Here is an 18,718-nt window from a genome sequence, read left to right as displayed (position 1 = left end):
GATTAGGCTGTTGATTTAAAAACCGGCCTCATTTCCCAAACGAGGCCGGCCGGGTATGTCAGTTATCCCGTACCACCAGTTGTCCGGTGGAACCACGATCAGCCATTTCAAGTATCTGGCTGTAATAGAGAAACGGGAATTGCGCTGATGAATCCTGGTTGAAATAGACCAGCAGTTCGACATCCGTATCCACCCACACTGTATCCTTCCAGCCATTGTCTTCCGGCGGAACTCTGCCGCCATTAACACTGCGGACCTGAAACATAACACCTTGAATATGAAACGGCTGCGGTTTGTCGGCATGGACCAGCCAGCGTTCACATAGCCCTACTTGAGTCTGAACATCCACACGAGTCATATCCCACATGGCACCATTGATGCCCGGTAGGGTGTCACCTAAACTGAACTCACGGGTACGACTGATATTCCCTTCAACCAAATTATCAGCTATCAGATGCAATGGCAGGTTATCTGCCACCAACGACAGTAGCCCCGTCGGTTTCAATGTTAAAATCTGATTGGAAATCAAAATATTGGATGGTTCAAACAATCCATGCAAGCGATCCATAATCCCGGCGGATTCTCCGGTAATCAGTGTCACTTCCTCACCTTGAGACAGATCAATCAGGATTTCCCGCCGTTCGCCAGGAGCCAATGAGATCTGGTTTAACGTGACAGGTATGGGTAAAAACCCCTGATCATTAGCGACAAGGTGCATTGGACGACCATCGCTCATACGCATCACATAGCGACGAGCATTCGACGCATTCAGCAGTCGCAAACGCACCCAACCACGGGAAACCTCGATAAACGGATTCTGAACCCCATTGACGAGCAAAATATCACCGAGAAATCCGCCATGACGGGGTGAGTCATAAATCGGCGCACCAAAGTTATCCAGCCGCTTATCCTGAATAATCAGCGGGAAATCATCCAGGCCGTAATGATTGGGAATCGGCAACGCCTTGCTGTAGCGGTCTTCCACCAGCCAGAGTCCCGCCAGACCGTTGTAAACATGCGGAGCCATCCGATTCGGTGTGTCGGCGTGATACCAGCAGCTTGACGCTGCCTGACGAATGGGCATCACCGGGTACCAATTCATACCAGGCGGAATGATACGCGCTGCTCCGCCCATCAGTGAACCGGGTACCTGTAAACCACTGACGGTCATGGCTACCGGTTCTGGCAGATGGTTAGTGTATATCAGCTTCACATCGTCATTACTGAATACCCGGACTGTTGGCCCCAGATATCTGCCATTGATTCCCCATACCAAGGCTTTCCTGCCGCCGCTAAATGACCAGTGCGCCTGCTGCAGCGTCAAAAATACTGGTTGTCCTCGCCGGGATTCAATCAATGGCGGAATAGGTAATGCGTTTTGTGTACTATTGGCTCTGGCCGCTAATGACACGGTCCCAGCGCAAAATGCGATACCTGAAGCCTGCAAAAATCGACGCCGGCTCAATGACATAGTGACTCCGAAAACCTATTAACCGTATGCAAATGCATCACTTCCCTAAGGAAGAAAATAGTGACAACACTACCTCCATGACATAACAAATGTCATGGCTAAAAAAGTGACAATATTATTCAGATTTAACGTTTCTCTGCTGCTTCTCGTTCTGCCACTTCGGCATCCAGTTGTACCAGTTTCGCTGCCATCAAATCATGGCAATAGACTGCCAGTTTGCGCGCTTGATCTTTAGTATAAGTGCTAGTATCAACCGGTGGCAGTATTTCAACGATCACATGGCCATTGTTCCAGCGATTGAGTTTGATCTTATTGCTGGTAGTGGAAATACAAATCGGCACCACTGGCACCCCGGCGGCAATTGCCGCATGAAAAGCGCCGGTTTTAAACGGCAGCAAACCACGACCTCGGCTGCGAGTACCTTCCGGGAACATCCAGATAGAAATATTGTGCTCTTTGATATGTTTGACCACCTGGGTGATCGTGCCGTGGGCTTTAGTCCGGTTTTCCCGTTCAATTAACAGGTTACCGGACAGCCAGTAAAGCGGCCCAAAAAAAGGTATCCACAGTAGACTTTTCTTACCAACGGTTACAGTACGTGGCTGCACCACACTCGCCGCCGTGACCATATCGTAATTATTCTGATGATTGGCAATGTAAATGCATTTACCATAATGCGCTGCCGCTTCTGGCACCCTCAGTTCCACTTTCAGGCCTAAAACCACAGACAATCGCCCGAAAAGACGGCCGAATGTTGATACATGACGGGGATTTCTAGGGCTGAACAGGCAGTAAACAGAACCAAAAACACTGACCAATATGGAAAAAACCATCACCACCAGGAACCGGAAAATGAATAACATAACAACCTCATTAGCCAACTGCCACCGCTAATACAGCGGTTTCACGATAAAAAACACAGTGATCCTTCGACCTAAAACACCTTATCTTCCAGCCGGAAAATCAGGAGAAAGACACCAAAGGAAGAAACCGAAGAGGTGATAAAACACGACTTTATTTCACCCACCTGACTCCGTGTTGACGGTACAATCACTCTTCACTGTTGCCGTCACTGGGCGTTTCAGGCGTATCGACGTCTATCCGATCCACCCGCTGCAATCCACGTGGTAACAGCGTTCCCTTGCAACCCCGGCTGGCGTGATATTTCTGCAAATCTTCCGGATGCAGGTTGAGCTTACGTTTACCGACATACATTGTAACGGATGACTGCGGTGTAAGGATAAACAACCAGTTGATTTTATCCACACCACTGGCCGCCTGCGCGGCCGGGATAGCAATGATCTTGTTGCCCTTTCCTTTCGACAATTGCGGCAAATCAGATACCGGGAACAATAACATCCGTCCTGCTTCAGTAATGGTCAGCAGCAGATCATCATCACGATGAGTTTCCAACGGTGACAATACCTTCGCGTTTTCCGGCAGCGCCAACACCGCTTTACCCACACGATTACGCGCGACCAGATCATTAAAGGTACAAACAAAACCATAGCCGGCATCCGAAGCCAATAACATCCGCTGATCGTCAGCCGCCATCAATACCTGTTCGATGGAGGCACCTGGTGGCAACATCAGCTTGCCAGTCAGCGGTTCGCCTTGTCCACGTGCCGATGGCATCGTCAGTGGGTCGAGAGCATAACTGCGCCCGGTGGAATCAATAAAGACCACCGGCTGGTTGCTCTTGCCGCGCGCGGCGGCACGGAAACTGTCTCCAGCCTTGTAGCTCAGCCCGGAAGGATCGATATCATGTCCTTTGGCGCTGCGTACCCACCCCATTTCGGAAAGCACAATCGTTACCGGCTCTGAAGGGGTCAGGTCATGCTCGCTCATCGCCTTGGCTTCACCGCGCTTACACAGTGGTGAACGGCGTTCGTCGCCATAAGCCAGAGCATCAGACTGAATCTCTTTTTTCAGCAGGTTATTCAATTTCCGTTCAGACGCCAGTAGCGCCTGTAGATGATCGCGTTCCTTGGCCAGATCGCTTTGTTCACCACGGATTTTCATCTCTTCCAGCTTGGCCAGGTGACGCAATTTCAATTCCAGTATCGCTTCAGCCTGTATTTCACTCAGACTGAACTGGCGCATCAATACCGGCTTCGGTTCATCTTCAGTACGGACGATATGAATAACATCATCAATATTTAAGAACGCAATCAGCAAACCTTCCAGAATATGCAGGCGCTTCAGCACCTTTTCCAGCCGGTAATCAAGACGACGGCGCACAGTTTCACGACGGAAAGTCAACCACTCGGTCAGGATTTCCAGCAGCCCTTTCACACTGGGCCGGCTATCCAGACCAATCATATTCATATTGATACGGTAGCTTTTTTCCAAATCGGTGGTAGCGAACAGATGATTCATCACCTGTTCCAGGTCGACACGGTTGGAACGCGGCACCAGCACCAGACGCGTCGGGTTTTCATGGTCAGATTCATCGCGCAAATCGTCGACCATCGGCAACTTTTTAGCCCGCATCTGGCTGGCGATCTGCTCTAGCACCTTGGCCCCGGACACCTGATGCGGTAAGGCAGTAATGACTACACTGTTGTCCTCTTGTTTCCAGACCGCACGCATCCGTACCGAACCACGCCCGGTTTCATACATTTTGCACAGTTCGTCACGTGGCGTAATGATTTCCGCCTCAGTCGGGAAATCCGGCCCCTGGACATGCTGCAACAGTACATCCAGCGTGGCGTGCGGATTATCAATCAACGCTACGGAGGCAGCGGCAATCTCGCGGATGTTATGCGGGGGAATATCAGTTGCCATACCCACCGCAATACCCGTCGTGCCATTCAGCAGAATATTCGGCAGACGAGCCGGTAACATTCTGGGCTCCTGCAGGGTGCCGTCAAAGTTCGGGGAATAATCGACGGTGCCTTGTCCCAGCTCGCCCAGTAGCACTTCGGCATATTTGGACAACCGGGATTCGGTATAACGCATGGCGGCAAAAGACTTTGGATCGTCCGGCGCACCCCAGTTTCCCTGCCCATCCACTAACGGATAACGGTAAGAGAACGGTTGAGCCATTAATACCATCGCCTCATAACAGGCGCTGTCGCCATGCGGATGGTATTTACCCAATACATCCCCCACCGTACGGGCGGACTTTTTGAATTTGGCACTGGCATTCAGGCCCAGTTCCGACATAGCGTAGACGATACGGCGCTGTACAGGTTTCAAACCATCGCCGATAAAGGGTAATGCCCGGTCCATGATGACGTACATGGAGTAGTTCAGATACGCATTTTCAGTAAACGTATGCAGCGCAAGGCTTTCTACGCCGTCATGAGTTATCTCACTCATTTATCTTATTTTCCTCACATCGCGGCGTGATTATTGAACTTTCCGACACGCCACACAGCGGTATGTTTGGAGAGGATAGTACCTTATCTGGTGATGTTGTGTCACAGGGAACAGGACACTGGCGATGGAAAACAAGTCTGTCATTCGCTCAATAGCAGCAACATGCCTATTTACTCGTCATTATGTAAGTAATAATTAATATGTGGATAAGGTCACAATTATTTATTTTGGCGAATAATGTGATCACGTTCTCAATTAATGGATGCTGGAAGCAATGTTTTAATTTTGTCTCATCTTATGGACAGCATTTAGTATTGTCGTGATTTACTATCGCAACTAGATTAATCATTACAGAATTACCTGAAATAATACCGACTAAAAATAATCGTAAAGGAAATAAGTTAAAGAAACTAATCGACTATAAGCATCAGAAAATCTGAAACTCAACATAAGGGTAATATGATGCAGCCACTTACCTCGCGCCAGAACCGATTATTGAAATATCTGTTACAGCATCAAGAGTATGTAACAGTTAAAAATATTGCACATTACCTGGATGTGTCAGAAAAGACTGTCTATCGTGATATGCAATTTGTTGAAACCTTCCTTTCTGCCTGGAATATTCATCCAGACAAAAAGGTCGGTGCAGGAATAATGCTGACTTCCGATGATGATCGGGGTTTAACATTGCTGGAACAGCAGATTGTTGTAGATGATGGCGATACCGACGCGTTGATTAACAACGCCAGACGGATAAAAATCGCATCACAACTGCTGAGCGACACCCCCCATGAGACGTCGATCAATAAACTCTCAGAACGTTATTTTATCAGCAGTGCGTCGATCGTTAACGATCTCAAAATCATCGAAAGCTGGTTACAACCGTTAGGATTAACACTGGTTCGCAGTCAGAGCGGCACGCATATTGAAGGCAGTGAAAGCAGTGTGCGACAAGCGATGGTCTCGTTAATCAACGATGTCATGCAGCACAAAGAACCCGGCCACCTTAACCATTCTCGCCTCGATCCCGGCAGCTATAAAGCACTGACAAACTATTTCGGTGAAGACGATGTCGGTTTTGTGCAAGCACTATTGCAGGAAATGGAGCAACAGCTTTCCTATACGCTTGGTGAACCTTATTACATCAATATCTTCACCCATACCTTGATCATGATGCACCGTATCGCGCAGGGAAAAGCGTTAATGATGGATGAAGATAATATTCATCAGCAGGTTGACAATCGTATATTTTCTATTGCAAAAGAAATGGTGAGCAAGATAGAACAGCGCGTCAATAACCGTTTACCTTCCGATGAAGTCTGGTTTATTTATCAATATATCATTTCTTCCGGCATTGTTATGGAAGAGCGGGAGGATAATCAGCTTTTTCGTTACCAATTCTCCAACGAAGAATCACGTCAGATAACTGGCACACTTATTCATGAATTTTCTAACCTGGTCCACTTTGATTTACGTGACGACAATATATTGCATGAAGGGCTGCTTATTCATATTAAGCCGTTACTTAACCGATTAAAATATCACATTCATATCCGAAACCCTTTATTAGACGATATCAAAAATGAATTTCAGGATATTTACCAAATTACTCGTCAAGCGATGAATGAAGTTTGTAATAAATTCCAGTTGGCACCCATTACCGAAGATGAAATTGGTTATCTGACAATCCACTTTCAGGCTACGTTAGAACAGAAAATTGCCCATAAGCGTATCCTGGTGGTCTGTTCCAGCGGAGTCGGCACATCGCATCTGCTGAAGAGCCGTATTCTAAGAGCATTTCCTGACTGGATTATTGTCGGTGTTGTTTCGGCCAGTAATATGGTGACCTTTTGCCAGCAGGAAAATATTGAACTGATTATTTCCACCATTCACCTGGAAGAACAGCAGATACCCATTGTCTATGTATCCGCCTTTTTTAATGACGATGATATTAAACGTGTAACAAAAAAAGTCATCGCCAATAAATTGCATCAGACCGTTCATCAATCTCCCACGGCCGATCATTCATTTTCTTAATTTTATTTATGAGGTGTGATTAATGGATATCAACAAAATACTCAATGCCAATCGTGTAAAGTTGGCCATGACCGCAACGAATAAAGATGAAGTTATTAATGAATTAACTGATCTGTTATATGCCGATGGCGCCATAAGCAGTAAACAGGATTTTATTCATGATGTCTGGTTACGTGAGGCTGAAGGTTCCACTGGTTTTGAAAATCATATTGCTATTCCGCATGGAAAATCAGCGGCGGTGAAACAAACCACGTTAGCCATTGGTCGTACACTTCAGGATATTCCCTGGGAAACACTGGATGGCAGCCACGTCCGCTGCATCATCCTCTTCGCCGTGCGTCTGGAAGATCAGAACACGACACACATTCGCCTGCTGTCTCAGGTTGCCAGTGCGCTGGCCGACGATGAGGTGATTGCTCAACTGTTAGACGAGTCCGATCCCCATAAAATTATCCAACTGTTCAGTCAGTATGCAGAAACAGACCTTGTAAACCCTACATAAGACGAGGCTCAAAATGAATATTGTTTGTGTTGCCGCTTGTACGGCAGGTATCGCGCATACCTATATCGCGCGTGAGAAACTTATTAAAGGCGCCAAAGCCTTGAATTACGCTATCAGAGTAGAAACACAAGGCACTATTGGTACAGAAAATGAATTAACGCCGGATGAAATAGCCGCAGCCGATGTCGTTATTCTGGCTGTTGATATCAAAATAAAAGGGGAAGAAAGATTTAAAGGGAAACCTATCGTCCGGGTAAAAACGGAAATTGTCATTAAATCTCCAGTCAAGTTTCTGGAAAAAGTCGCCGGCTCTTTAGCACGTGCCTGAATAACCATTTTTCGGGGAAAATATTATGAACGGCAAAAATAATACACTTGGCCAGGAAATAAAACGGCATCTCCTTACTGGTATTTCCTGGATGATTCCACTGATTGTCGCCGCCGGAATCTGCATCGCCCTCGGGCAGGTGATTGGCGGCCCCAGTGTCGCAGAGAAAACAGGCAGCATTGCCTGGATGTTAAACCAGATTGGCGGCTGGGGTATGGGTTTGATCGTTCCGCTGATAAGCGCTGCGATTGCCTATTCGATCGCTGACCGACCAGGCTTCGCTCCCGGCCTGATTGTGGGTTTCATCTGCGGTCAGATTCAAACTGGCTTTATTGGCGGTATTCTCGGCGGTTTTTTGGTCGGTTACGTGGTGCTGCTACTGCGTCGCTATATCAAACTTCCAGCCTCTATGCAGGGGCTGATGCCCATCATGATCCTGCCGCTGCTCAGTACCATTATCGCGGGCTTACTGATGATGACATTTATCGGTCAACCTATCGTCTGGCTACAGAAAGCGCTGATTCATTTGCTTGAATCTATGCAAGGCGGCTCGAAGTTCCTGATGGGGGCTATTCTGGGAGCCATGGCGACTTTCGACTTCGGTGGGCCGGTGAACAAAACCATGTCACTGTTCGCCGACGGCATGCTGGTGGATGGTGTTTATGGCCCGGAAGCCGTCAAGTTTGTCGGTTCCATTATCCCGCCATTTGGCATCACGCTCTCCTTCCTGCTGACCCGTTATAAATACACCCGAGCAGAGAAAGAGGCGCTAAAAGCCGCGTTCCCCATGGGTATCTGCATGATCACTGAAGGCGTGATCCCGATTGCTGCCCGCGATTTGTTCCGGGTCGTTGCCAGTTGCGTGGTTGCTTCGGCGGTTGCTGGTGGGCTGATCATGGTCTGGGGCGTAGAAGCGCCGGTGCCGCACGGCGGTATGTTCGTCGTCCCGCTATTTACCAAACCGCTGATGTTTTGCCTGGCATTAGGCATCGGTACGGTCATTTGCGGCGTGATGCTATCCCTGCTCAAGAAACGCGTCACTCAGGAAGATGAAGAGTTCGACGATGTTGAAGATACCAGCGTCCGTGATGAAGACATTAAATTCACCCTCGAGTAAACAGGAGCCGCCATGTATGCCCCAATGAAAGCCATCATTGATGACGCGTATCAACGGCAGTATGCCGTGCTCGCCATCAACTGTTTCAACTTTGAGACCGCCCGGGCCGCTATTGCTGCCGCCGAACAGCAACAGGCTCCGCTGATTCTCAATGTCTACCAAGGACACTGCCAGCATTTCCCACCGCATCTTGCCGTGCCGCTGGTTCGTGCACTGGCGCAGCAAGCTGCCGTTCCGATCGCGCTGAGTCTGGATCACGGTACAGCGTTCGATCTGATCGGCCAGTCATTTCGAGCCGGGTTTACTGGCCTGATGATCGATGCATCCAGCCATCCGCTGGCGGAAAATATTCGTCAGACGCATCAGGTCGTGCAAATGGCGATTACCGCCGGGGTCTGCGTAGAAGGGGAACTCGGACATATCGCCGACGCACCAGTGTATGACCGGGATGATGCCGCCGTGAAGATGACGCAGGTGGAAGATGTCATCCCCTTTATCCGTCAGACCGGCATTGATCTGCTCGCCGTATCGGTAGGCACCGCCCATGGAATTTATCCCCCCGGCGTGACACCACAGATTGACTTTGAACGCCTTGAAGCCCTGCATCAGGCATCGACAGTGCCACTGGCGTTGCACGGCGGCAGCGGCACCAAGGCGGATGATATCCGCCGGGTGAGTCGCCATGGCGTTGCCAAAATCAATGTTGGTGCGGCGGTCTTTGAAGCAGGGAAAACGATGCTACAGCAGACATTACAACAGCATCCTGAAACCGAACTGGTTGATGTGCTGACCAGGATGGAATCCGCCTGCCGAGACGTGGTTTGTGAGTATCTCAGTTGGTCCGGCGCTTCGAATAAAGCATAACGCCTGACCATACCCGTTTTATGTAAGACACATCAGTGATGCCTCACTGATGCGGAAAAGCTTTACCTATCATCCAACACAGGGAGACAAAACATGTTGATTTCTATGCACGAAATATTGAAACCCACCCGCGAACATCGCTTTGCCATTGGCGCATTCAACGTCGCCGATAGCTGCTTTATCCGTGCCGTGGTGGAAGAAGCCGAATCAACCAATACACCCGCCATTATTTCCATTCATCCCAGTGAACTGGAATTTGTTACCGATGCGTTCTTCGCCTATGTACGGGAAAGAACCTTACGCAGCCCAGTGCCTTTTGTGATTCACCTCGACCACGGTGCCTCCATTGCGCATGTACAGCGGGCTATTCAGTGTGGGTTTACCTCCGTCATGATCGACGGTTCGCTACTGCCTTATGAAGAGAACGTGGCGCTGACCACCGAAGTGGTCAAACTGGCGCATGCCGTCGGCGTTTCCGTTGAGGGAGAGTTGGGGACGATTGGCGATACCGGCACCACAATAGAAGGCGGCGTCAGTAAAGTCATCTATACCGAACCTGAACAGGCGGAGGATTTCGTCAACCGAACAGGTGTTGATACGCTGGCAGTGGCGATCGGCACGGCGCACGGCATTTACCCGAAAGACCTGAAGCCAGAGCTACAAATGCACATCCTGCGGGATATTTCGCAACGCGTGTCAATCCCGCTGGTATTACATGGCGGCTCCGCCAATCCGGATGAGGAGATCGCTGAAGCCGTGACACTCGGCGTGGGTAAGATAAACATCTCCAGCGATATGAAATATGCCTATTTTAAAAAAGCGCGTGAAATCCTCAGCCGTGAAACCTGGTGGGATCCCAATGCCATTTATCCGGAACCCATCAAGGCGGCCAAAGAGGTCATTCGCTATAAAATGGCGCTGTTCGGTTCTACCGGTAAAGCCAGTTTATATTGATACGACAAACAGATAGTCACAATACAGACAGGGAGTGACAACACTCCCTGTCACTATAATCCAACTGACATACATCGACGCTGAAAGCTTACTATTTGATTAGTCAGCAGTTTGTATAACTGGCGCGTTTATCCGTTTTTACATTATTGTCATTTAGTCAACAGTGTTGTGCGCAATCGCACATTTTTCTCACCTATCATGTTAAGTAGACTACGCCCATCTTCAATATCAACCTTGATTACCGGCGAGATAATCTGTCATGCATAACATTCTATTGATTAACGCGGGCAAAGCGTTTGCCCACTCCAAAGGCGCACTCAATAATACCCTGACCGATACGGCGGCAACGTTCCTGCGCGACAGAGGTCATAACGTTCGGATCACAACCGTCGATAACGGTTACGATATTCAACAGGAAGTTCAGAATTACCTGTGGGCTAATACCGTGATTTATCAGATGCCAGCCTGGTGGATGGGCGAGCCCTGGATCATGAAAAAATATATTGATGAAGTCTTCACGGCAGGCCACGGTTCGCTCTACGCCAGCGATGGACGAACCCGCTCCGACGATGGCAAAAAGTACGGTTCTGGGGGGTTGTTACAGGGGAAACACTACATGCTTTCCCTGACCTGGAATGCCCCGTTGGAAGCGTTTACCGACCCAGATCAGTTCTTTCACGGTGTAGGGGTTGACGGCGTTTACTTACCGTTCCATAAAGCCAATCAGTTCATCGGCATGTCACCACTGCCCACCTTTATCTGTAATGATGTGATGAAACAGCCTGATGTTGCTGGCGATGTCATCCGTTACCGTCAACACCTCGGACAGATTCTGGCCTAACGCTCCGCGCGCAACCCTGCCCTGTGTCTATAGTGGGTGTTGCGCGATTTTTTCACTGAGGAAATCCAGAAAGCAGGCGATCCGCACCGCCAACTGGGTATTACGGTAATACACGGCATTCACCGGCAAACGCATATCCACCGTTTCATCCTCAAGGATCTGAACCAGATGTCCCGCAGCGATATCCTCCCGCGTCATAAAATCCGAGAGCCGCACGATACCTTCACCACGCAGCGCCAGCAGGCGCAGCATCTCACCACTGGACGCAGCCAGTGCAGGTCTGATCGGGTAAACATCACCAGAAGCGCTACGTAACGGCCAGTGATTGAGCGATTCAATTTGTGTAAACCCCAACAGAGTATGGCTAGCCAACGCATCCACACTCATTGGCACACCACAGCGACGCAGATATTCAGGGCTTGCCAGCACTCGCAACCGACTGGCACCCAACGCGCGCGCATGAATGCTGGAGTCTCGCAGCGTACCAATGCGAATAGCGATATCGGTGTGCTGTTCCAGCAGATCGATAATCACATCATCGGTATTCAGTTCCAGCACAATTTGGGGGTAACGGCGACGAAACTCAGGAATCAACGGCACAATGACATGCTGCATAAACGAGGAGGCCGCATTAATTCGCAGCCGCCCACTGGGTTGTTCACGACGCAGTGCCATTTGTTCTTCGGCATATTCTACCGCCTGGATAACATCACGGGCCTGCTGTAAAAACAATTGCCCCTCTTCAGACAGAGAAAGCCGCCGGGTGGTACGGTGGATCAATGTGATATCCAGTTTGTGTTCCAGACGGCTCAAGGCACGGCTGATGCCGGACGTCGTTTGCCCTAACTGTTCAGCCCCCGCCGTGATGGAACCACTATCCACCACCACGACAAAAGCCTGCATCTCTTCCAGCGTGATTTTCATCATAGGGTTACACCTCGATGTCGACCTTATCGCCTTTCTCCTGCAACCAGTTACGGCGATCTTCAGAGCGTTTTTTCGCCAGCAACATATCCATCATCGCCAGGGTTTGTTCTATATCACCTGCGTTAATCGTGAGCTGCACCAGACGCCGGGTATTAGGAGCGAGAGTCGTTTCACGCAATTGTAGAGGATTCATTTCCCCCAACCCTTTGAACCGTTGTACATTTGGTTTGCCTTTTTTACGCTTCAGTTGTTCCAGAATGCCCGCTTTTTCTTCTTCATCCAGCGCGTAATAGACTTCTTTACCCAGATCAATACGATACAACGGCGGCATCGCCACATAGACATGGCCGTCCTGAACCAAAGCGCGGAAATGGCGGACAAACAGTGCGCACAACAACGTGGCGATGTGCAGCCCATCAGAGTCCGCATCTGCCAGAATACAAATCTTGCCATAACGGAGCTGACTCAGGTCGTCACTGTCTGGATCGATACCTATTGCTACCGAAATATCATGTACTTCCTGTGATGCCAGCACTTCATCCGAGGACACTTCCCAGGTATTGAGGATTTTTCCCTTCAACGGCATGATAGCCTGAAACTCACGCTCACGTGCCTGTTTAGCGGAGCCGCCAGCAGAATCCCCTTCCACCAGAAACAATTCAGTGCGATTCAGATCCTGTGAGGTGCAATCCGCCAACTTACCGGGTAATGCAGGACCACTGGTAAGTTTCTTACGCACCACTTTCTTGGCGGCACGCATACGCCGCTGAGCACTGGAAATCGCCAATTCAGCCAGTTGTTCCGCTTCCTGGACGTTCTGGTTCAGCCACAAACTGAAGGCATCTTTCACCACGCCGGATACAAATGCGGCGCATTGACGGGAAGAAAGGCGTTCTTTGGTCTGTCCGGCAAACTGGGGGTCCTGCATTTTTACTGACAGCACATAGGCACAGCGATCCCATAGGTCTTCTGCGCTGAGTTTTACCCCGCGTGGCAGAATATTGCGGAATTCACAAAACTCCCGCATCGCATCCAGCAGCCCTTGACGCAGACCGTTAACATGCGTACCACCTTGCATAGTCGGAATCAGGTTGACATAACTTTCAGTCAACAGCTCGCCACCTTCCGGCAGCCAGAGCAGCGCCCATTCCACCGCTTCGGTATCACCGAGAATGGAACCAGTGAACGGTTTTTCCGGTAGCGTGGGCAGGCCGTTAACCGCTTCGCACAGGTAGTCGTTCAAGCCATCCTGATAACACCAGCGTTGTTCGGTATTGTTAATCAGATCTTTGAAGACCATTTCCACACCGGGGCACAACACGGCTTTGGCTTTCAGCAGATGCGTCAGGCGTGATATTGAAAAGCGCGGGCTATCAAAGAATTTTTCATCCGGCCAGAAACGCAGCCGAGTACCTGTGTTGCGACGACCGCAAGTACCCGACACCGTCAGGTCCTGTACTTTGTCGCCGTTTTCAAATGCAATGTCATAGACTTGTCCATTCCGGCGTACTGAGACTTCAACCCGGAGAGACAATGCGTTGACGACTGAAATCCCGACGCCATGCAGGCCACCGGAAAACTGATAGTTTTTATTGGAGAATTTGCCGCCGGCATGCAGACGACACATGATAAGTTCAATAGCCGGAACACCCTCTTCAGGGTGGATATCCACCGGCATACCGCGACCGTCATCAATCACCTCCAGTGATTGATCGGGGTGCAGAATGACATCGATACGATGGGCATATCCTGCCAATGCTTCATCGACGCTATTATCAATAACCTCTTGTCCCATATGGTTGGGACGCGTGGTATCCGTGTACATTCCCGGGCGACGGCGAACCGGCTCCAGTCCACTGAGTACTTCAATCGCATCAGCGTTATAACTTGATTGAGTCATGATTTGAATGAGTTAAGTCGTTGTTTGAAATGTAATGACGGCGTGTAACTTACACATGGATGACAGGCAAATTTTCGTTTTTACTCTGACACTATCACCGCAGTCTACGCCATGATGGTCAATTAGTCGTTAGCCCCAGAAAATCGATAATGGGTGCAAAAAAATGCTCAAACCCCATAAAGGCATGGTTGCCACCCGATTCTACTGTCTGACGACATGCTGTGTAATAGGCCACTGCCTGCCGGTAATCTAACACCTCATCGCCACTCTGTAGCAGACACCACAATAAATCCGGAGACTCCAGCGGTTCCACTTGCATGACCTTGAGATCATAAATGTGCCGAGACTCTAGCACATATTGCTCTCCGGTGTAGGGGTTCCGCTGTTCACCCAGATGACCGAGCAGTAGTTCAAACGGTCTCACCGCCGGATTAACCACCACCGCCGGTAACATAAAACACTGGGAAAGCCAGGTAGCATAATACCCACCCAACGAGGAACCAACAATGCCAAGCGGACGACCGGCCCGCTCCATCACCAGGTTCTCCATCATTTCAGCAGCATCTGCTGAATAAGGCGGTAATTGAGGTATCAACATCTCGATTTCAGGATGCTGCTGCGCAAGCCACGCCTTGAATGCTGTGGCTTTAGCCGAGAGGGGGGAACTGTTAAAACCGTGAAGATAAAGCAAGGTAGGCATCAGTAACCATCCGAATCCATATCAGGCCGGAATTCATCACCTTCCAAGCGGAACACCTGGGTTTCCATCCTTCCATCCGGCAATAACTCAAGATAACGCCAGCCAGGGGACACATTGTCAATGGTAAAGCTGGTGCAATGCGGTTTGAACTGCACACAGGTAGACGGCGTTGCCAGCAGACGCCGACCATTCCAGTCAAGATCCAGCTCTTGATGGATATGTCCACATAATACGGTATTAACCTGTGGATAGCGCACTAGCACAGCATTCAAACTATGAGCATTACGCAGGCTGTGCTGATCCAACCATGAGCAACCAGAAGGTAGCGGATGATGATGTAACATCAGCAGAGTAAAACGATGTGGGCCGGCAGCAAGACAACGCTCCAGCCATTCGATCTGATAGTCGCTCAATTCACCATAAGGTACGCCAAACACCTGGCTATCCAGCAGGATCACCTGCCAGTCATCGCCAAGTAAGACGTGTTTGGACGGTGCAATACCCGCGTCAGCCAGCGCATCCACCATCGCAGGCTGAAAATCGTGATTGCCCGGTAACCACACACAGGGAACAGCAAAACGGCGTATACCACAGGCAAAATGCTGATACGCTTCCAGTGAATGATCCTGCGCCAAATCGCCAGTCGCCGTAATCAGATCAAATTCATATCCCTGTGCCTCAATAGCATCCAGCACCGCGCGGTAGCTGCGGTAAGTATTAACGCCAAGCAATGTTTCCTTCTCGCTGAGAAACAAGTGGGTATCTGTTATTTGTAAAATCCTGACTTTGGCCCCACGCGCCACAGGAAGTGTTAACAGGCTTTCCAAATAATGTCCTTTGTCTCTGAAATCTGTCTAACAAACCGGAACCGACATCGAACCATACGCCAAACAATATTTTAGCCAATCAGCAAGGAACTGATTAATTTGATGCTTTTCGTCACGTTGATGTAACTTCTTGTTCGGATAATCATAACGTGCTTTAAAGCGGAAGATCTGCTGACTGGCACACACTTCCGCAACCATCGCATCATGGTATAGCCGAACCACGAGTGTTGGCAGGCTCCAGTAACTTACCGCCGGGGCAATTTGCTGAATTTTCACCAGCGAAGTGTAGCGTGTAGACTCAAGAATAGTTAAACGATAGCTGGCATTATGGATGTGATAAACCACCCTTTCGCCAACCTCATCATTACGGGGCAACAAACGGCGTAATTGTGCAAAATTGGTATCACACAGCCGCATCATTTCCGGGAAATCCGGGGTATAACGCCTCATAAATTCAGTCCACCCACTCGTTTCTCAGTGTTTCATGGTGCAACGCCAACCATTGCAAGGCAATGACAGAAGCTGCGTTATCAATAATCCCTTCTTCTACCCATTGGTAACTCTGCTCACGGCTCACCACATGGACGCGAATGTCCTCATGTTCTTCCGCCAGCCCATGGATCCCGTCCGCAGTACGGCTATCCACTTCCCCCACCATAATATCCAGACGTTCGCTGGTACCGCCAGGGCTGGAGAGATAACTTAACACTGGGTTACATCGCCCCACCACCAAACCGGCTTCTTCTCGTGTTTCACGTCGTGCTACATCTTCCATACTTTCGCCAGGTTCAATCATGCCAGCAACCAGTTCAAACAACCACGGGGAAGGACTGGTATCGTAGGCGGCTATACGAATCTGTTCAATCAGAACGACCTCATCACGCACCGGATCATAAGGCAGCAAGACAACAGCGTTGCCACGCTCGAAAATTTCACGGCTCACTTCACCACTCATTTCCCCATTGAACATGCGATGGCGGAAACGATAGCGTTCTAATGAGAAAAACCCCTTATAAAGCGTTTCACGTGCAATAATTTCTACATCGTCTTTGTTAAAAGTCGCCAGATTCCTGTCTGAGGACGCCATAATTCAACTCCCGTTAACAAATAGCTGTGAAGCCAGTATTGAGTGATAAGAAATGATGGATGATACTCACTGTGTCTGTATGATATTGACGTGAACTTAGTCGTCCATTTTGCAGGCATAATGATTACAGGCAGTCTGCATGTGAACAACGTGTAAACCCCGGAACGTACACGGATGATATACGGCACGGAAGTGCGCCCAACATGTCATAAGCTGTCAGAATGGCAAAATACCATCGCCGTTCTGAAATAGCACTGGAATACGATGGCACATTCGGCTACCTAATCCTATTGGCTGATTCTGATAGAATTCGCCACTAATCGTCTCTAGATGGCGCTACCATAGCAACTTTGCGGCACAACAAGGAATGCAAATGAAGAAATTGCTCTCTCTTCTTATCGGTCTGAGCCTAAGCGGCTTTAGCGTTGTAAGCCAGGCAGAAGATTTATTACAAGTTTACCAGCAAGCCAGAGAAACCAACCCTGACTTGCGCAGCGCAGCGGCAACCCGTGATTCCGCCTTTGAGAAAATCAATGAAGCGCGTTCTTCATTGCTACCTCAGTTAGGCCTAGGTGCGGATTATACTTACACCAACGGTTTCCGTGATCGTAATGACGTTAACAGTAATGTGAAGAGTGCTTCATTGCAGTTAACTCAAACACTGTTTGATATGTCAAAATGGCGGGCATTAACCCTACAGGAAAAGCAGGCTGGTATCTCAGATGTAACTTACCAAACTGCCCAGCAGACTCTGCTTCTCAATACCGCGACGGCCTATTTTAACGTACTGCGCGCCATTGACTCTCTGTCTTACTATAATGCGCAAAAACAATCCATTTATCGTGAACTGGATCAGACCACGCAACGTTTCAATGTAGGATTGGTTGCCATTACCGACGTTCAGAACGCTCGGGCACAATATGACAGTGTGCTGGCAAGTGAAGTTTCCGCACGTAATGCATTGGATAATGCGCTTGAAAGTCTGCGTCAAATTACTGGCAATTTTTATCCACAATTATCTGGTCTGAATATCAGCAATTTTAATACTCAGCAACCTGAACCGATTAATGTTCTGTTGAAAAAAGCTGAGAATCACAACCTTACCTTGCTCTCTGCCCGTCTAAATCAGGATCTTTCTCGCGAGCAGATTCGTTACGCGGAAAGTGGCCATTTACCAACACTTAATCTGACTGCATCTACCGGATTGAGTAATACTAAATATTCTGGTTCCAGGGCCACAGGCAGCAGTTATGTTGATAACAATATAGGTCAGAACCAAATAGGCTTGAACTTCAATCTGCCGTTATACAGTGGTGGATCGACCAGTTCTCAAGTTAAGCAAGCCCAGGATAACTATGTGGCCAGTAGCGAAGATCTGGAAAGTTCTCATCGCACTGTTATTCAGACAGTACGTTCTTCCTATAACAACGTTTCTGCATCCATCAGCAGTATCAATGCCTACAAACAGTCTGTGATTTCTGCTCAAAGTTCGCTAGATGCGATGGAAGCTGGTTATCAGGTAGGGACACGTACCATTGTCGATGTATTGGATGCCACTACCACGTTGTATAATGCCAAACAGCAGTTATCCAGCGCGCGTTATAATTATTTGATTAACCAACTGAATATTAAAGACGCGCTAGGGACCCTGAACGAAAACGACCTGCGAATACTAAACGCGACACTGGGGAAACCTGTGTCCACAACACCAGTATTCGTTGATAATAAGCCCATTGTTGCCATTTCACCGACAACGGCCAGTAAATCCCGCCCGTAATGTTTATACCCAATAGATTCCAAGATGCAGGAAGGCGGCAAGAGAGAGTCCCGATGAGCTTA

General features: G+C 49.0%; 17 protein-coding genes. 8 read left to right on the top strand and 9 right to left on the bottom strand.

The window, feature by feature from the left end:
- Positions 1–58: 58 nt before the first annotated feature.
- The 3 genes from ftsP to parC all read right to left on the bottom strand — a co-directional run bounded on the left by ftsP (position 59) and on the right by parC (position 4,795).
- Positions 59–1,471, bottom strand: a complete 1,413-nt coding sequence (gene ftsP, locus PCO85_02205; protein WJV54315.1) for a cell division protein FtsP — start codon at positions 1,469–1,471, stop codon at positions 59–61.
- Positions 1,472–1,596: 125 nt separating this feature from the next.
- Positions 1,597–2,334: a 1-acylglycerol-3-phosphate O-acyltransferase gene (locus PCO85_02200; protein WJV54314.1), complete on the bottom strand. Its 738-nt coding sequence runs from the start codon at positions 2,332–2,334 to the stop codon at positions 1,597–1,599.
- A gap of 187 nt (positions 2,335–2,521) precedes the next feature.
- The gene (gene parC / locus PCO85_02195) at positions 2,522–4,795 is read right to left on the bottom strand and encodes a DNA topoisomerase IV subunit A (GenBank protein ID WJV54313.1); all 2,274 of its coding nucleotides are present in this window, start codon (positions 4,793–4,795) and stop codon (positions 2,522–2,524) included.
- Between the two features lie 459 nt (positions 4,796–5,254).
- Here parC and PCO85_02190 point away from each other — a divergent pair, with 459 nt between their 5' ends.
- The 7 genes from PCO85_02190 to PCO85_02160 all read left to right on the top strand — a co-directional run bounded on the left by PCO85_02190 (position 5,255) and on the right by PCO85_02160 (position 11,438).
- Positions 5,255–6,832, top strand: a complete 1,578-nt coding sequence (locus PCO85_02190) for a transcription antiterminator (protein ID WJV54312.1) — start codon at positions 5,255–5,257, stop codon at positions 6,830–6,832.
- A gap of 22 nt (positions 6,833–6,854) precedes the next feature.
- Positions 6,855–7,334 carry a fructose PTS transporter subunit IIA gene (locus PCO85_02185; protein WJV54311.1) on the top strand — a complete coding sequence of 160 codons (480 nt, stop codon included), beginning with the start codon at positions 6,855–6,857 and terminating at the stop codon, positions 7,332–7,334.
- A gap of 13 nt (positions 7,335–7,347) precedes the next feature.
- Positions 7,348–7,662 carry a fructose PTS transporter subunit IIB gene (locus PCO85_02180; GenBank protein ID WJV54310.1) on the top strand — a complete coding sequence of 105 codons (315 nt, stop codon included), beginning with the start codon at positions 7,348–7,350 and terminating at the stop codon, positions 7,660–7,662.
- A 25-nt stretch (positions 7,663–7,687) separates the two neighbouring features.
- Positions 7,688–8,779, top strand: a complete 1,092-nt coding sequence (locus PCO85_02175; protein WJV54309.1) for a PTS fructose transporter subunit IIC — start codon at positions 7,688–7,690, stop codon at positions 8,777–8,779.
- Positions 8,780–8,791: 12 nt separating this feature from the next.
- Complete coding sequence (locus PCO85_02170; protein WJV54308.1) at positions 8,792–9,643, top strand: class II fructose-bisphosphate aldolase family protein; 852 nt, start codon at positions 8,792–8,794, stop codon at positions 9,641–9,643.
- 93 nt (positions 9,644–9,736) lie between these two features.
- Positions 9,737–10,597 carry a ketose-bisphosphate aldolase gene (locus PCO85_02165; protein ID WJV54307.1) on the top strand — a complete coding sequence of 287 codons (861 nt, stop codon included), beginning with the start codon at positions 9,737–9,739 and terminating at the stop codon, positions 10,595–10,597.
- Positions 10,598–10,856: 259 nt separating this feature from the next.
- Positions 10,857–11,438, top strand: a complete 582-nt coding sequence (locus tag PCO85_02160) for an NAD(P)H-dependent oxidoreductase (protein WJV54306.1) — start codon at positions 10,857–10,859, stop codon at positions 11,436–11,438.
- Between the two features lie 27 nt (positions 11,439–11,465).
- On the opposite strand, the gene PCO85_02155 is transcribed toward PCO85_02160, so the two are convergent.
- The 6 genes from PCO85_02155 to nudF form a co-directional block, all read right to left on the bottom strand.
- Entirely contained in the window at positions 11,466–12,362 is an 897-nt protein-coding gene (locus tag PCO85_02155) for a LysR family transcriptional regulator (GenBank protein WJV55966.1), read from the bottom strand.
- 7 nt (positions 12,363–12,369) lie between these two features.
- Positions 12,370–14,265, bottom strand: coding sequence for a DNA topoisomerase IV subunit B (gene parE / locus PCO85_02150; protein ID WJV54305.1), 1,896 nt, complete (start codon positions 14,263–14,265; stop codon positions 12,370–12,372).
- 118 nt (positions 14,266–14,383) lie between these two features.
- Positions 14,384–14,965 carry an esterase YqiA gene (gene yqiA / locus PCO85_02145; GenBank protein WJV54304.1) on the bottom strand — a complete coding sequence of 194 codons (582 nt, stop codon included), beginning with the start codon at positions 14,963–14,965 and terminating at the stop codon, positions 14,384–14,386.
- Positions 14,965–15,792, bottom strand: coding sequence for a 3',5'-cyclic-AMP phosphodiesterase (cpdA, locus tag PCO85_02140; GenBank protein WJV54303.1), 828 nt, complete (start codon positions 15,790–15,792; stop codon positions 14,965–14,967). Before cpdA ends, yqiA begins: the two co-directional genes overlap by 1 nt.
- A gap of 27 nt (positions 15,793–15,819) precedes the next feature.
- Positions 15,820–16,242, bottom strand: coding sequence for a DUF1249 family protein (locus tag PCO85_02135; GenBank protein ID WJV54302.1), 423 nt, complete (start codon positions 16,240–16,242; stop codon positions 15,820–15,822).
- Between the two features lie 4 nt (positions 16,243–16,246).
- Positions 16,247–16,879, bottom strand: a complete 633-nt coding sequence (nudF, locus tag PCO85_02130) for an ADP-ribose diphosphatase (protein ID WJV54301.1) — start codon at positions 16,877–16,879, stop codon at positions 16,247–16,249.
- Positions 16,880–17,252: 373 nt separating this feature from the next.
- Here nudF and tolC point away from each other — a divergent pair, with 373 nt between their 5' ends.
- On the top strand, positions 17,253–18,656 hold the full coding sequence (tolC, locus tag PCO85_02125; GenBank protein ID WJV54300.1) for an outer membrane channel protein TolC: 1,404 nt from the start codon (positions 17,253–17,255) through the stop codon (positions 18,654–18,656).
- Positions 18,657–18,718 lie beyond the last annotated feature (62 nt).

It is taken from the genome of Prodigiosinella aquatilis (genome assembly GCA_030388725.1).
GTDB classification, from domain to species: domain Bacteria; phylum Pseudomonadota; class Gammaproteobacteria; order Enterobacterales; family Enterobacteriaceae; genus Prodigiosinella; species Prodigiosinella aquatilis.
Note: the sequence above shows the minus strand (reverse complement) of the source record. Positions and strands in the feature narration are given on the sequence as shown.

Bases quoted from the DNA above. Each gene is read 5' to 3' on its own strand.
- ftsP (WJV54315.1), bottom strand. From the start codon at position 1,471: ATGTCATTGAGCCGGCGTCGATTTTTGCAGGCTTCAGGTATCGCATTT.
- PCO85_02200 (WJV54314.1), bottom strand. From the start codon at position 2,334: ATGTTATTCATTTTCCGGTTCCTGGTGGTGATGGTTTTTTCCATATTG.
- parC (WJV54313.1), bottom strand. From the start codon at position 4,795: ATGAGTGAGATAACTCATGACGGCGTAGAAAGCCTTGCGCTGCATACG.
- PCO85_02190 (WJV54312.1), top strand. From the start codon at position 5,255: ATGATGCAGCCACTTACCTCGCGCCAGAACCGATTATTGAAATATCTG.
- PCO85_02185 (WJV54311.1), top strand. From the start codon at position 6,855: ATGGATATCAACAAAATACTCAATGCCAATCGTGTAAAGTTGGCCATG.
- PCO85_02180 (WJV54310.1), top strand. From the start codon at position 7,348: ATGAATATTGTTTGTGTTGCCGCTTGTACGGCAGGTATCGCGCATACC.
- PCO85_02175 (WJV54309.1), top strand. From the start codon at position 7,688: ATGAACGGCAAAAATAATACACTTGGCCAGGAAATAAAACGGCATCTC.
- PCO85_02170 (WJV54308.1), top strand. From the start codon at position 8,792: ATGTATGCCCCAATGAAAGCCATCATTGATGACGCGTATCAACGGCAG.
- PCO85_02165 (WJV54307.1), top strand. From the start codon at position 9,737: ATGTTGATTTCTATGCACGAAATATTGAAACCCACCCGCGAACATCGC.
- PCO85_02160 (WJV54306.1), top strand. From the start codon at position 10,857: ATGCATAACATTCTATTGATTAACGCGGGCAAAGCGTTTGCCCACTCC.
- PCO85_02155 (WJV55966.1), bottom strand. From the start codon at position 12,362: ATGAAAATCACGCTGGAAGAGATGCAGGCTTTTGTCGTGGTGGTGGAT.
- parE (WJV54305.1), bottom strand. From the start codon at position 14,265: ATGACTCAATCAAGTTATAACGCTGATGCGATTGAAGTACTCAGTGGA.
- yqiA (WJV54304.1), bottom strand. From the start codon at position 14,965: ATGCCTACCTTGCTTTATCTTCACGGTTTTAACAGTTCCCCCCTCTCG.
- PCO85_02135 (WJV54302.1), bottom strand. From the start codon at position 16,242: ATGAGGCGTTATACCCCGGATTTCCCGGAAATGATGCGGCTGTGTGAT.
- nudF (WJV54301.1), bottom strand. From the start codon at position 16,879: ATGGCGTCCTCAGACAGGAATCTGGCGACTTTTAACAAAGACGATGTA.
- tolC (WJV54300.1), top strand. From the start codon at position 17,253: ATGAAGAAATTGCTCTCTCTTCTTATCGGTCTGAGCCTAAGCGGCTTT.